Raw genomic sequence first — 13,087 nt, 5'->3', positions numbered from 1 at the left:
TCAAGTTTGACTAAAGAGAAGGGGTGGTGGACACCGTGAGCGACGCGATCGTCGTCGAAGGAGTGCACAAGCGGTACGGGGAGAAGCGCGCCCTGGACGGCCTCGACCTTGCCGTCCGGGGCGGAACGGTGCACGGGGTCCTCGGCCCCAACGGGGCGGGCAAGACCACCGCCGTCCGCGTGCTGACGACCCTGTTGCGGCACGACGGGGGGCGGGCCGAGGTGGCGGGGTTCGACGTACGGTCCGAGGCCGGTGAGGTCAGGCGGCGGATCGGGCTGCTCGGGCAGCACGCGGCGGTGGACGAGGAACTCGGCGGCAGGCAGAACCTGGAGATGTTCGGCAGGCTCTACCACCTCGGCGCGCGCAGGGCGGGTATCCGGGCCGACGAACTGCTGGAGCGGTTCGGGCTCGAGGACGCCGGGCGCAAGGCGGTCAAGCAGTACAGCGGGGGCATGCGGCGTCGGCTCGACCTGGCCGCGTCCCTGATCACCGACCCGGAGGTGCTGTTCCTGGACGAGCCCACGACCGGACTCGACCCGCGGGGGCGGGCCGAGGTGTGGAACGCCGTGCGTGCCCTGGCCGTCGGTGGCACCACTGTCCTGCTGACCACCCAGTACCTGGAGGAGGCGGACCAGCTGGCCGACCGGATCTCGGTCATCGACGGCGGCCGGGTCATCGCTGAGGGCACGGCCGACCGGCTGAAGGCGATGGTCGGCGGGGACCGCGTCGACGTGGTCGTCCGCGACGCGCACCGGCTCGGCGAGGCTGCCGCGTTGCTCGGTGACGGGGTGACCGTGGACGAGGACCGGCGGCTGATCGGCGCACCCGCCCCGGACCGCATGCGGGCCCTGGCCCGCACCGTGCGGGTGCTGGAGGAGGCGGGCATCGAGGCGGAGGACATCGCGGTGCGCCGGCCCACGCTGGACGAGGTCTTCCTGTCCCTCACCGGAGGCGGCAGCGGGACCCGCACACCCATGGACACGGAGGTGGCGGCATGAGCACGGCCGTGGCGGGACCGGGGCGCATCGGCTGGGCGCTGACCGACTGCTGGACGATGACCCGGCGCGAGCTGGCGCACTGGGCGAGGCAACCCGCCCAGGTGGTCGTCGGTCTGGTCTTCCCGGTGATGCTGCTCCTGATGTTCAACTACCTGGTCGGCGGCGGCAGCGCGGTCGACGGGGACAACACCGAGTTCCTGGTCCCCGGCATGCTCGCGCTCACCATGGCCTTCGGCCTCGAGGGCACGATGCTGGCCGTCACCCAGGACCTGGACAAGGGGCTCATCGACCGGTTCCGTTCCATGCCGATGGTCTCGGGCGCGGTCCTGGTCGGGCGCAGTGCCGCCGACATGCTCCAGTCGGTGGCGGCTCTCGCCGTGATGACCGGAGTCGGCTACGCGCTGGGCTGGCGCTGGCACAACGGCACGGCCGCCGCTCTGGCCGCTCTGGGGCTGCTGCTCCTGCTGCGGTTCGCGATGCTCTGGATCGGCATCCAGCTCGCGATGGTCGCGGGCAGGCCGGAGATGGTGCAGGCCGTGCAGATCCTCGTCTGGCCGGTGGGCTTCCTCTCCAACGTCTTCGCGTCGCCGGAGTCGATGCCGGGCTGGCTGGGCACAGCCGTGGAGTGGAACCCGATGTCGGCCACGGCGACGGCGGTACGCGGCCTGTTCGGCAACCCGGGCGGCCCGACGGGCTCCTGGGCCGCCGAACACGCCGAACTGCTCGCGGTGCTCTGGCCGGTGGTGCTGATCGCGGTGTTCTTCCCGGCGGCGGTACGGAGGTTCGCGCGGCTCAGCCGCTGACGGCCTTCCGGCGCGTCAGTGGTGGAAGGCCGTCCGGGCCCCCGCGCCCCGGTTCAGTGGATGCGCCTGGGCGCGCAGCTCCGGAAGGAGTCCGCGCAGGTCGTCCACCAGCATCTCCGCGAGGTCGGAGGAGAAGCCGTTGCGGCACACCACGCGCAGCACCGACAGGTCCTGGCGGTTGGCGGGGAAGGTGTACGCGGGCACCAGCCACCCGCGCTCGCGAAGGCGCCTCGACACGTCGAAGACGTCGTACGCCTTCACGTGGGGTTTCGTCGTCAGGGCGAACACCGGGAGGTCGTCGCCCCGGGTCAGCAGCCGGAAGTCGTCCAGGGACTCGAACTCCGTCGCCAGTCGGAGCGCGATGTCCCGGGACGCCTGCTGGACGGCGCGATAGCCCTCCCGGCCCAGCCGCAGGAACGTGTAGTACTGCGCCACGACCTGCGCGCCCGGCCGGGAGAAGTTGAGCGCGAAGGTGGGCATGTCGCCGCCCAGGTAGTTGACCCGGAACACCAGCTCCTCCGGCAGCTCGGCCGGGGAACGCCACAGGGCCCAGCCCACCCCCGGGTAGACCAGACCGTACTTGTGCCCGGAGGTGTTGATCGAGGACACCCTGGGGAGCCGGAAGTCCCACACCATGTCCTCGTCGATGAACGGCGCCACCATCGCCCCGGACGCCCCGTCCACATGGACGGGGACGTCGAGCCCGGTGCGTTCCTGCAGATCGTCCAGCGCCGCGCAGAGCTCCGCGATCGGCTCGTAGGAACCGTCGAAGGTGGAGCCGAGGATGCCGACCACACCGATGGTGTTCTCGTCGCACAGTTCGGCGGCCGCCTGCGGGTCCAGATGGAAGCGCTCACCCTCCATCGGGACCTGCCGGGGCTCCACCTCCCAGAACGTGCAGAACTTCTCCCAGCAGACCTGGACGTTGACGCCCATGACCAGATTGGGCCGGGCGGACGCCGGATAACGGTCGGCGTTCCTGGCGGACCAGCGGCGTTTCAGCGCCATCCCGGCCAGCATGCAGGCCTCGCTGGAGCCCGTGGTCGAGCAGCCCACCGTGGACCCGGGGTCGGGCGCGTTCCAGAGGTCGGCGAGCATCGCCACGCAGCGTCGTTCCAGCTCGGCGGTCCGCGGGTACTCGTCCTTGTCGATCATGTTCTTGTCCCGGCACTCGCCCATCAGCACGCCGGCCTGGGGTTCCATCCAGGTGGTGACGAAGGTGGCGAGGTTGAGCCGGGAGTTGCCGTCGAGCATCAGCTCGTCGTGGATGAGCCGGTAGGCGGTCGACGGCGGCAGTGGGCCGTCCGGGAGACGGTGCGTCGGCGGCGCGGCGACCATCGGTGCGGTCGGGTCGGCCTCGCCGAAGAACGGGTTCAGCGCCAGTCTGCGGTGCTCGTCGGTCGGCGCGGCCTCGCCGTGCGAACCCTTGTGGAGCGGCATGGGCGGTCTCCTCAGTTCTCGGCCGCGAGTCCGGCCTTGATGGCACGGGTGAACTTCACGACGCGCTCGGTCTGGACCCGCGCGGCGGTCAGGGTCTGCTCTGCGACCGGGATGTCGCCCTGCCCCGAGACGTGGGAGGTGCCGTACGGATTGCCGTCGACGAACTTCGAGGGGTCCGTGTAGCCGGGAGGGACCAGGATGCCGCCGAAGTGGTAGACGGTGTTGTAGAGCGCCAGCAGGGTGGATTCCTGGCCCCCGTGGGCGGTACTGCTGGCGGTGAAGCCGCTGTAGACCTTGTCGGCGAGGCTGCCCGCCTGCCAGAGGCCCCCCAGCGTGTCGAGGAACTGCTTGAGCTGGGCGGTCACGTTCCCGTAGCGGGTGGGTGTCCCGAAGATCACCGCGTCCGCCCAGACCATGTCGTCGGGCGAGACCTCGGGGATGCCCGCGGTCGCCCTGGCGTGTTCGGCCCAGGCCGGATTGGAGTCGATGGCGGCCTGTGGGGCGAGTTCGGCGGCCTTGCGCAGGCGTACCTGCGCGCCGGCGTTCTCGGCGTCCCTGGCGACGGCCTCGGCGATCGTGGAGACGGTGCCGGTGGAGGAGTAGTAGATGACGGCGACGTTGACGGGTGTGGGCATGCGGGAGCCTCCGGGAGAGGAACGCGGACGGACCGGGGAGCGGGAGGACGTGCGGATCAGGACGCGCGGGGTGAGGAGGCGCGGTCAGGACGCGCGGATCAGGACGCGATGTTCAGGACGTGACGGTCAGGCGGCGCTGATCACGGCCGCGGTCCCGTAGGCACAGACCTCGGTGCCCACGTCCGCCGCCTCGCTCACGTCGAAGCGCATCATCAGCACCGCGTTCGCGCCGCGGGACCTGGCCTGCTCGACGAGCCGCTCCATCGCCTGGTTGCGGGTCTCGACGAGCGTCTTGGTCAGCCCTTTCAGCTCACCGCCGACCATCGACTTCAGACCGGCGCCGATCTGGCTGCCGAGGTGACGGGAGCGGACAGTGAGCCCGAACACCTCCCCGATGACCTGCGTCACCTGGTAGCCGGGTACGTCGTTCGTGGTGACGACCAGCACGTCCGCGCGGGCCGTCTGCCCGCCGCCGTATTCCTCAATGCCCATGACGTGGCACCTCCTGAGGAAAGCTTTGCTCCGGTTCGTACCGGGCGCATCCTTGCTTACGCCAGTGGAACCCAGGCGTCCGCCGCAGCGTTGATAGCTTGGGGCGGCCACGCAGCCGCGCACACCGACCAACCTGGAGCCCGGACCCTTGAATACGCTTGCGCTCGGCCCGAGCTGGCTGGACCCGGATTATCTGCTCAACACCTTCGGGCTTCCCGGACTCCTGCTCATCGTGTTCGCCGAGTCCGGACTGCTCATCGGCTTCTTCCTGCCGGGTGACTCCCTGCTGTTCACCACCGGACTTCTGGTGACGACGGGAGACCTGAAGTACCCCCTGTGGCTGGTCTGTGTCCTGGTCGCCCTGGCGGCGATCATCGGTGACCAGGTCGGCTATCTCTTCGGCCGCAAGGTGGGGCCGGCGCTCTTCAAGCGCCCGGACTCCCGTCTCTTCAAGCAGGAGAACGTCGAGAAGGCCCACGAGTTCTTCGAGAAGTACGGACCGAAGTCGCTGGTGCTGGCCCGCTTCGTCCCCATCGTCCGGACGTTCACGCCGATCATCGCCGGTGTCAGCCGGATGAACTACCGCTCGTTCATCACGTACAACATCATCGGCGGCATCCTCTGGGGTGTCGGCGTGACGGTACTCGGCGCGGCCCTCGGCAAGATCGACTTCGTGCACGAGAACATCGAGATGATCCTCATCCTGATCGTGCTCATCTCCGTGGTGCCGATCGTGATCGAGTTCCTGCGGGCCCGCAGCAGGTCGAAGAAGGAAGGCGCCGCACAGCAGGGCGACGACCAGGGCCCCTCCGGCGAAGGCCCCGCGGCAGGCCCTCACGGCGGAGCGGGCAACGACGGCCGGGGCCCCGCCGCCCACCTGTACACCGCGGACCAGGCAGGGCAGTACGGCGGCACTCCGTACGGCACCGACCAGGCAGGTGGATACACCACTGACCAGGGCACTCCGTACGGCACCGACCGGAATGCTCCGTACGGCGGCGGACAGTACGGCGGCCAGGGTGCCCAGTACGGCGGCGGCCAGACGGGTCAGTACGGCGGTCAGGGTGCCCAGTACGGCGCCCCTCAGGGGGGTGCCCAGTACGGCGCCGGTCCGGCCGGTGGCCAGTACGGCGCAGGCCAGGGCCAGTACGGCGAGCAGCAGTACGGCCGGTACGGCGGCGAGCAGGGCGGTCAGTACGGCGAGCAGGGCGGTCAGTACGGCGAGCAGCCCGGCCAGTACGGCGGCGACCGGGGCGGCCGGTACGGATACGGTCAGGCGGAGCAGTACGGGTCCGCGGACCCGACCGCTCAGTACGGCAGCGGCCACGGCGGCCAAGGCGATCCGTACGGCAGTCAGGCCGCCCCGTACGACGGAGGGCAGGACGGCCCCTACGGCGCTGCCCGGCCCGGTCAGGACACCGAGAGCGGTCCCTACGGCGACAGGCCCCCGGCCGGGCGCGGCGACGGCCGACAGGACGACCCGGGTCAGTACGGCTGGCAGGACAGGCGCTGACCCGCCGCGCACGCACCGACGGCGCCCCGGTCCCCATGAGGGGGCCGGGGCGCCGTCGTGTGCCGGTCAGAAGCCTCGGGTCCGCTTGGCCGCCCGGCGGGTGGCGCCCTCGATCGCGCCCGGCACCCGCATGAACAGCCTGGAGATCTCGCTCCCCAGATTGACTCCGATGGCGATCGCCAGGGCCGTGGCGACAGCCGTGAAGAGTGAGGTGAGCCCGGTGTTCACCTCGTTCTGCGCAACGCCCAGCAGACCGAAGTAGGTCGCCGAACCTGGCAACAGCGGGCCGATCGCGGCCGTGATGTAGGGCAGCGACGAGGTGTAGCGGTAGCGCGAGAACAACTGGCCGAACAGCCCCACCAGGCCGGCCGCCACGGCCGTCGCCGCCACCGGGGAGATGCCGCCCTCGCGGGCCATCGCACCATAGATGATCCAGGCCACGCCTCCGTTGAGGGTCACCGCGAGCACCGTGGAGCGCTCCTGCTGGAGCAGGATCGCGAAGGCCAGGGTGAGGGTCATCGAGACCAGGATCTGGAGCACCGGCCGGTCGTTGGCGATGAACCGGGCCTCCGGGTTGAGCTCGGCGCCGAGCTGGACCCCCAGATAGAGCATCAGCAGTACGCCCGCCACGATGCCGATGAAGAAGTACATGACCTCCAGGAGACGGGCTCCCGCGGTGATGTAGTAACCGGTCAGGCCGTCCTGCACCCCGGCGACCAGAGCCCGGCCGGGGAGCAGTGCGAACAGCCCACCAGTGATCACCGCGGAAGGGCGCACATCCGTCGAATGGGTGAGGGTCAGCGCGATGCCCATCGCGGCCGGAGGCATGGCCGCTGCTGTGAACTGGTAGAACTCGGGCAGCCCGCGCCCGGCGCAGAGCCAGGCCAGCCGGTCACCGAGCATCGCGCCCGCCGCCGCCACGATGAAGACCAGCACACCACCGCCGACCAGCACGGATGCGGAGCCCGCGAGCAGGCCTGCGGCTGCCGTCAGCACCCAGCCCGGATACGGGTGCCGGTTACGGCGGATCTCCGCCAGGCGCCGGTACGCCTCCTCCAGCGAGACCTCGACGTGCTCCGCCGACGTGATGTCGTCGATCAGCCGGAACACCGCTGCCAGACGGGTGTAGTCGGTGCCCCGGCGGCGTACGGTACGGCTGGCCGTGATCGGGTCGTCGACCAGTGACGGCTGGTACGAGATGGACAGCAGCGTGAACGTGACCGTGGGCTCGGAGCGGTCGAGCCCGTACGAACGCGTCACCGCGAACATGGCCGCCTCGACGTCCTCGGCGCCCTCGCCGCCCGCGAGGAGCAGCTCCCCGATACGCAGGGTGAGGTCGAGCACGCGCGGTACGGCGGGTCCCGAGTCGTCGGTCCTCTGCACGCTCTCGGGCGCCGGACGTTCGGTGACCGGCATGCGCAGCATGGTGCGCATCCGGTCCTGCCACGGGGCTTCCTTGGTCAGCCGGACCATCGGAATGCCGTGCGCGGGGGTGAACGAGGGCTGCTGGTGCTGGGCGCTGTACCCGCTCGGCGGAACGAACGCGGAGGTGAGCGTGTCGGATCCCAAACCGCTCCCCGGACCGGAAGCGGAACCCTGGCCCGGGCCGGACGGCGCCGACGGATCGGTGTGCAGACCGGGCGGGAGAGCGAACTCCGACGTCGGATGCTCGTCCTCGGGCGGGCCCGCGGGCTGCTCGACACCTACGGGCGGGACGAAGGCGCTGTGTGCCTCGTCGGACTGGGGCTTCTGGTCCTCCGGACCGCCCTGTTCCGCCACCACTCGACCTCGTTCCTCCTCGACCGCTCGTTCCGGGAGCGCTTCTGCCCAGTATGGGCACGGACATGGGCGGCCACACACAACGGGCGGCGCACCGGTCAAGGTGCGCCGCCCGTTGTCGTACGGTCAGCCGGGCCAGTGGGCCCCAAGTGCCGTTGCCCGCGCCGTCCCGCCCGTAAGCGGAAGCCGGAAGGGGTACGTCAGTGCGCGCCGCCCTGCGCCTCGAGGCGCTTGTAGGAGGCCTCGATCTCGGCTTCGGCCTCGGCGCGGCCGACCCAGTCTGCGCCCTCGACGGACTTGCCGGGCTCCAGGTCCTTGTAGACCTCGAAGAAGTGCTGGATCTCCAGGCGGTCGAACTCCGACACGTGGTGGATGTCGCGCAGGTGCTCCACCCGGGGGTCGGACGCCGGGACGCACAGCAGCTTGTCGTCGCCGCCGGCCTCGTCGGTCATCCGGAACATGCCGATGGCGCGGCACTTGATGAGGCAGCCGGGGAAGGTCGGCTCGTCCAGGATGACCAGCGCGTCCAGCGGGTCGCCGTCCTCGCCGAGGGTGTTCTCGACGAAGCCGTAGTCGGCCGGGTAGCTGGTCGAGGTGAAGAGTCGACGGTCCAGGCGGATCCGACCGGTCTCGTGGTCCACCTCGTACTTGTTCCGCGAACCCTTCGGGATCTCGATGGTGACGTCGAACTCCACGGGTGGCTCCTCCATGATCAACACATACGACTGGTGGTTAAGTGTCCCTCACGCAGATGAGTGCTCGCGAAAGGGGCTGATCAACGGTGGCCGAGCCGGTGAAGAGACCGACGGACGAACCGTTGAGCAGGTGGGACGGGTGGGGCAGGTGGAACGCCCCGAAGTACCTGAAGCGCGGGAGCGGTCCGGACGACCTCAGGCTCGTCGCAGGCTCCGCGGTGCTCGGCCTGGTCGTCGCCGTCGGTGCCGTCCTGGCCGCCGGTCCCTGGGACTCCGGTCAGCGTAAGGCCGAGCGGGTCCGGGCGACCGTCCAGCAGCGTGCAGGTGGCGCACATCACGAAGGGACGGTGCCCGGCGGGCCCGCGCCCGCTCCCAGCGCACCCTCCGTCCTGAGCGCCCTCGGCGCCACGGTCGGCCTCACGGCCCCGGCGGGAGCGAGCGCTCTGGAGACCGCCATCGAGCCCCTGCTGGACGCGCCCGCCCTCGGTTCCGTACGCACCGCAGTGGTCGTCGACGCCGCCACCGGAAAGCAGCTGTACGCGCGTGGGGCGACGACCCCCATGACCCCCGCGTCCACCGTGAAGATCGCCACGACCGCCGCCGCGCTCTCAGCTCTCGGCCCCGGCCACCGCATCGCCACGAAGGTCACGCTCTCCCCGGACTCCCGGACGCTCACACTCGTCGGCGGCGGCGACCCCACCCTCGACGAGAAGGCCCTGCGCTCCCTTGCCACCGGCGCGGCGCGCTCCCTGCGTGACGGCGACGGCGGCACCGGGGCCGTGCGTCTGACGTACGACACCTCGCGCTACTCCGGTCCGGCCCTCCACCCCATCGGCCCCAACGAGAACATCGCGCCCGTCAGCGCGCTCATGGTCGACGAGGGCCGTCTCGACAAGAGCGACCGAGGGCCGGCCGCCCGTACCGACGACCCCGCGGGCGACGCCGCGCGCCTTTTCGCCGGCCTCCTCGGCGAAGCCGGCGTCGACACCCGGCCCGCCCCCTCGTCCGGGCGCGCTCCCGACGGGGCCCGGACGGTGGCCAAGCATCTGTCCGAGCCGCTCTCCGCGCTGGTCGAACGGGCCCTGACCAACAGTGACAACGACATCGCCGAAGCTCTGGCCCGGCAGACCGCGCTGAAGGCCGGGGAGCCCGCCTCCTTCGCCGGGAGCCGCCGCGCCGTCACCGCCCGGCTGAAGGCGCTCGGCCTGCCGCTGACCGGCGCGCAGCTCGCGGACGGCAGCGGTCTCGACCGCGCGGACAAGGTGACGGCGGGCCTCCTGGCCGAGCTGCTCGCGCTCGCCGCCGACCCGGACCACCCCGAGCTCCGCCCGGTCCTCACCGGCCTTCCCGTCGCCGGGTTCAGCGGCACGCTCGGCGACCGCTACGCGGCGACCTCCCCGGCGACCGGCCTGATCAGGGCCAAGACGGGCACCCTCACGGGGGTGAACAGCCTCGCCGGAACCGCGGTCGACGCACAGGGCCGACTGCTCGCCTTCGCCTTCCTGGCCTCGGGCAGCACGTCGCCGGGCGAGGCGGAGGCCTCGCTCGACGCCCTGGCCACCGTTCTCGCCGAAGGCACCAGGTGAGCGGCTGACACCCCACCACGGAGCGACCACCTCACGTACGGTTGACGCATGACGAGCATCGGTGGTGCCGAGATGGTCGACTGGAATCTCGCGGTCGCGACTGCGACCCGGTTCGTGCGGCCGGGTCCCGAGATCAGCCGTGAGGAGGCCCGCGCCGTCGTCGCGGAGCTCCGCAGGCATGCCAAGGCCTCCGAGGAGCACGTCCGTTCGTTCACCCGGATGATCCCGGACGGGCACGAACCGGAGGACACCCCTGTCCTGGTCGTCGACCGGGCCGGCTGGATCAGGGCCAACGTCGCGGGCTTCCGTGAGCTGCTGGGTCCGCTGCTCGGGAAGATGCAGGACCGGCGGGGTGGCGGCCCGGGCAACGCAGTGCTCGGCGCGGTCGGGGGCAAGGTGACCGGTGTCGAACTGGGCATGCTGCTGTCCTTCCTGGCCTCCCGGGTCCTCGGGCAGTACGAGACCTTCGCCCCCGCCACCCGGGAGCTGCCCGCCTCGTCGAAGGGGGGCGGCAGGCTGCTGCTGGTCGCCCCCAACATCGTTCACGTCGAGCGCGAACTCGAGGTCGACCCGCACGACTTCAGGCTGTGGGTGGCCCTCCACGAGGAGACGCACCGCACCCAGTTCACCGGGGTTCCCTGGCTCCGCGACCATCTGCAGGGCGAAATCCAGTCGTTCCTCGAAGAGACCGACGTCGACCCGATGACGGTGCTCGAACGCCTTCGCGAGGCCGCGCAGGCCTTCTCGGGGGGCAGTCGGCCCGACGGTGAACGCGGGGAGGAGGGCGACGACGGCGGGCGCAGCCTCGTCGAGATCGTCCAGACGCCCTCCCAGCGCGAGATCCTGGGCCGCCTCACCGCCGTGATGTCGCTGCTCGAAGGTCACGCGGACTTCGTGATGGACGGGGTGGGCCCCGATGTGGTGACCTCCGTCGCCGAGATCCGGGAGAAGTTCCAGCGGCGCAGGGCGCGCGGCGCGAGCAGGCTGGACCTGGCACTGCGCAAGCTGCTGGGGCTCGACGCCAAGCTGCGGCAGTACCGCGACGGCGAGAAGTTCGTCCGGGCCGTGGTGGACGAGGTCGGCATGGACGGCTTCAACCGGGTGTGGACCTCTCCCAACACCCTCCCGACCAAGGCCGAGATCGCCGCGCCGACGGACTGGGTGGCGCGGGTGCACCGTAAGGCAGATTAGCGATCTTGGCCGGTCCGGCGGCACGGGATTGCCCCTCCAATCACCCATCCGAGGGACCGTAGGGGCATGGGAAGGCGTGCAATGCTCGATGGACAGCTTGTCTCTGTCACCATCGACGCACTCTGAGTGACGGGGCTTCGTCCCGCGCGCTCCGAGGCACCCCCAAAACTTCACCCGAAGGGCACCGGACATGGGTCCCCATCCTGCGGTCGCGGCGATACGCCTGGCGGTCCGCCGCGTACTCCACGACGTCGTCACCGAACACAACCGTCACACCGAACAGGCCGAGCACGCCGAGTTCGCCGAAGCGGGGGCGGGCGGGCGGCGTTCCGTGCTTCCCGAGCGGCCCGACACCCCGCTGGTGCTCGTCGCGTGCTCCGGGGGCGCCGACTCCATGGCTCTCGCCTCCGCCCTCGCCTTCGAGTCGCGCAAGCTCCCCGTCCGCGCCGGGGGCATCACCGTCGACCACAATCTCCAGCCGGGCTCCGGACTCCGCGCCGACGAGGTCGTCGCCCGCCTGGTCGAGATGCGGCTCGACCCGGTCGAGGCCGTCGCCGTGCGGGTCGGCCGCGACGGCGGGCCCGAGGCCGCCGCCCGGGACGCGCGCTACGCGGCCCTGGACGCCGCGGCGGAGCGGCTCGGTGCCGCCGCCGTCCTCCTCGGCCACACCCGCGACGACCAGGCGGAGACCGTCCTGCTAGGTCTCGCCAGGGGTTCGGGTATCCGCTCGCTCTCCGGGATGGCCGCGGCGTCCGGTCCCGCCGGCCGCTACCGTCGGCCGTTCCTCCAGCTCGACCGGCAGACCGCACGCAAGGCCTGCCTGGTCCAGTCGATCCCCGTCTGGGACGACCCCCACAACATCGATCCCGCCTACACCCGTTCCCGGCTTCGCCACGAGGGTCTGCCCGCCCTGGAGAAGGCGCTCGGCAAAGGTGTCGTGGAGGCGCTCGCCCGTACGGCGCAGCTCTCCCGCGACGATGCCGACGCCCTGGACACCTGGGCCGCCGAGGCCGCACGCTCGGTCCGCGACGACGACGGACGGCTGGAGTGCGCGAAACTCTCCGTGCTGCCGCCGGCGGTGCGGCGCCGGGTGCTGCGCCGGGCCGTGATCGACACCGGCTCCCCCGCGGGTTCGCTGTTCGCCCGTCACATCGAGGAAGTGGACCGGCTCATCACCGGCTGGCGGGGCCAGGGCGCCATCAACCTGCCCGGCCGCGTCGAGGTGCGGCGGCAGGGTGGCAGACTGGTGATTCGGCAGAGCTGAAGCGCAAGCGGCTGAAGTGCAGGCGAAACGCCGGTCCGGCCCTGGGAACGTTCCGGGGCCGGCAGGGCAGAGAAAGAGACGCGGGTGAACGAGAAGGACATGGGCACCGACCTCCAGTCGGTGCTCCTCACCAAGGAAGAGATCGACGCGAAGCTCGTCGAGCTGGCAGCGAAGATCGACGCGGAGTACGCGGGCAAGGACCTGCTCATCGTCGGCGTGCTCAAGGGTGCGGTGATGGTCATGGCGGACCTGGCCCGCGCGCTGTCCACCCCCGTCACCATGGACTGGATGGCCGTCTCGTCGTACGGCGCCGGCACCCAGTCCTCGGGCGTCGTCCGGATCCTCAAGGACCTCGACACCGACATCAAGGGCAAGCACGTCCTGATCGTCGAGGACATCATCGACTCCGGCCTGACGCTGTCCTGGCTGCTGACCAACCTCGGCTCGCGTGAACCCGCGAGCCTGGAGGTCTGCACGCTGCTCCGCAAGCCGGACGCCGCGAAGGTCGCGATCGACGTGAAGTGGGTCGGCTTCGACATCCCCAACGAGTTCGTCGTCGGCTACGGGCTGGACTACGCGGAGAAGTACCGCAACCTCCCGTTCGTCGGCACCCTCGCACCTCACGTGTACGGCGGCTGAGGCGGCCACCCGACCGGGCCCGGCCCGGCGCGGCCGAACCCGGCAGGACTCC

Annotated in this window: 12 protein-coding genes; 7 read left to right on the top strand and 5 right to left on the bottom strand. The window is 70.9% G+C overall.

The features are described 5' to 3' along the window. Positions 1 to 35: 35 nt before the first annotated feature. Together JOC24_RS04690 and JOC24_RS04685 are read left to right on the top strand one after the other, a co-directional pair. Positions 36 to 998 (top strand): ATP-binding cassette domain-containing protein, encoded by a 963-nt coding sequence (locus JOC24_RS04690; protein WP_205018831.1) that lies wholly within the window; start codon positions 36 to 38, stop codon positions 996 to 998. Next, positions 995 to 1,801, top strand: coding sequence for an ABC transporter permease (locus tag JOC24_RS04685; RefSeq protein ID WP_205018830.1), 807 nt, complete (start codon positions 995 to 997; stop codon positions 1,799 to 1,801). The genes JOC24_RS04690 and JOC24_RS04685 overlap by 4 nt, the downstream gene beginning before the upstream one ends. A gap of 15 nt (positions 1,802 to 1,816) precedes the next feature. Here JOC24_RS04685 and JOC24_RS04680 read toward each other — a convergent pair whose 3' ends face one another. The 3 genes from JOC24_RS04680 to JOC24_RS04670 all read right to left on the bottom strand — a co-directional run bounded on the left by JOC24_RS04680 (position 1,817) and on the right by JOC24_RS04670 (position 4,368). After that, positions 1,817 to 3,241: a glutamate decarboxylase gene (locus JOC24_RS04680; RefSeq protein WP_205018829.1), complete on the bottom strand. Its 1,425-nt coding sequence runs from the start codon at positions 3,239 to 3,241 to the stop codon at positions 1,817 to 1,819. A gap of 11 nt (positions 3,242 to 3,252) precedes the next feature. Next, complete coding sequence (gene wrbA, locus JOC24_RS04675) at positions 3,253 to 3,876, bottom strand: NAD(P)H:quinone oxidoreductase (RefSeq protein WP_205018828.1); 624 nt, start codon at positions 3,874 to 3,876, stop codon at positions 3,253 to 3,255. Between the two features lie 126 nt (positions 3,877 to 4,002). Then, the gene (locus tag JOC24_RS04670; protein ID WP_205018827.1) at positions 4,003 to 4,368 is read right to left on the bottom strand and encodes a YbjQ family protein; all 366 of its coding nucleotides are present in this window, start codon (positions 4,366 to 4,368) and stop codon (positions 4,003 to 4,005) included. A 148-nt stretch (positions 4,369 to 4,516) separates the two neighbouring features. Between JOC24_RS04670 and JOC24_RS04665 the strand changes: the two genes are divergently transcribed. Next, positions 4,517 to 5,881, top strand: a complete 1,365-nt coding sequence (locus JOC24_RS04665; protein ID WP_205018826.1) for a DedA family protein — start codon at positions 4,517 to 4,519, stop codon at positions 5,879 to 5,881. Between the two features lie 66 nt (positions 5,882 to 5,947). On the opposite strand, the gene JOC24_RS04660 is transcribed toward JOC24_RS04665, so the two are convergent. Together JOC24_RS04660 and JOC24_RS04655 are read right to left on the bottom strand one after the other, a co-directional pair. Further along, complete coding sequence (locus tag JOC24_RS04660; protein ID WP_205018825.1) at positions 5,948 to 7,663, bottom strand: threonine/serine exporter family protein; 1,716 nt, start codon at positions 7,661 to 7,663, stop codon at positions 5,948 to 5,950. Between the two features lie 197 nt (positions 7,664 to 7,860). Next, a complete protein-coding gene (locus JOC24_RS04655; RefSeq protein ID WP_003968257.1) occupies positions 7,861 to 8,355 on the bottom strand; it encodes an inorganic diphosphatase in 495 nt (164 codons plus the stop codon). A gap of 86 nt (positions 8,356 to 8,441) precedes the next feature. Here JOC24_RS04655 and dacB point away from each other — a divergent pair, with 86 nt between their 5' ends. The 4 genes from dacB to hpt all read left to right on the top strand — a co-directional run bounded on the left by dacB (position 8,442) and on the right by hpt (position 13,035). Further along, positions 8,442 to 9,941: a D-alanyl-D-alanine carboxypeptidase/D-alanyl-D-alanine endopeptidase gene (gene dacB, locus JOC24_RS04650; protein WP_205018824.1), complete on the top strand. Its 1,500-nt coding sequence runs from the start codon at positions 8,442 to 8,444 to the stop codon at positions 9,939 to 9,941. A 48-nt stretch (positions 9,942 to 9,989) separates the two neighbouring features. Continuing rightward, positions 9,990 to 11,132 (top strand): zinc-dependent metalloprotease, encoded by a 1,143-nt coding sequence (locus tag JOC24_RS04645; RefSeq protein WP_205018823.1) that lies wholly within the window; start codon positions 9,990 to 9,992, stop codon positions 11,130 to 11,132. Positions 11,133 to 11,322: 190 nt separating this feature from the next. Continuing rightward, positions 11,323 to 12,396 carry a tRNA lysidine(34) synthetase TilS gene (tilS, locus tag JOC24_RS04640; protein WP_205018822.1) on the top strand — a complete coding sequence of 358 codons (1,074 nt, stop codon included), beginning with the start codon at positions 11,323 to 11,325 and terminating at the stop codon, positions 12,394 to 12,396. Between the two features lie 99 nt (positions 12,397 to 12,495). Next, positions 12,496 to 13,035, top strand: coding sequence for a hypoxanthine phosphoribosyltransferase (gene hpt, locus JOC24_RS04635; protein WP_014155504.1), 540 nt, complete (start codon positions 12,496 to 12,498; stop codon positions 13,033 to 13,035). The last annotated feature ends 52 nt before the right edge of the window (positions 13,036 to 13,087 follow it).

The organism is Streptomyces sp. HB132 (genome assembly GCF_016909575.1).
Lineage (GTDB): Bacteria > Actinomycetota > Actinomycetes > Streptomycetales > Streptomycetaceae > Streptomyces.
The sequence above is the reverse complement of the archived record's forward strand: the minus strand, read 5'-3'. Positions and strand labels throughout refer to the sequence as shown.

Excerpts from the sequence above, each read along its gene's own strand:
- wrbA (WP_205018828.1), bottom strand. The coding sequence starts at position 3,876 with ATGCCCACACCCGTCAACGTCGCCGTCATCTACTACTCCTCCACCGGC.
- JOC24_RS04685 (WP_205018830.1), top strand. The coding sequence starts at position 995 with ATGAGCACGGCCGTGGCGGGACCGGGGCGCATCGGCTGGGCGCTGACC.
- hpt (WP_014155504.1), top strand. The coding sequence starts at position 12,496 with ATGGGCACCGACCTCCAGTCGGTGCTCCTCACCAAGGAAGAGATCGAC.
- tilS (WP_205018822.1), top strand. The coding sequence starts at position 11,323 with ATGGGTCCCCATCCTGCGGTCGCGGCGATACGCCTGGCGGTCCGCCGC.
- JOC24_RS04670 (WP_205018827.1), bottom strand. The coding sequence starts at position 4,368 with ATGGGCATTGAGGAATACGGCGGCGGGCAGACGGCCCGCGCGGACGTG.
- JOC24_RS04680 (WP_205018829.1), bottom strand. The coding sequence starts at position 3,241 with ATGCCGCTCCACAAGGGTTCGCACGGCGAGGCCGCGCCGACCGACGAG.
- JOC24_RS04645 (WP_205018823.1), top strand. The coding sequence starts at position 9,990 with ATGACGAGCATCGGTGGTGCCGAGATGGTCGACTGGAATCTCGCGGTC.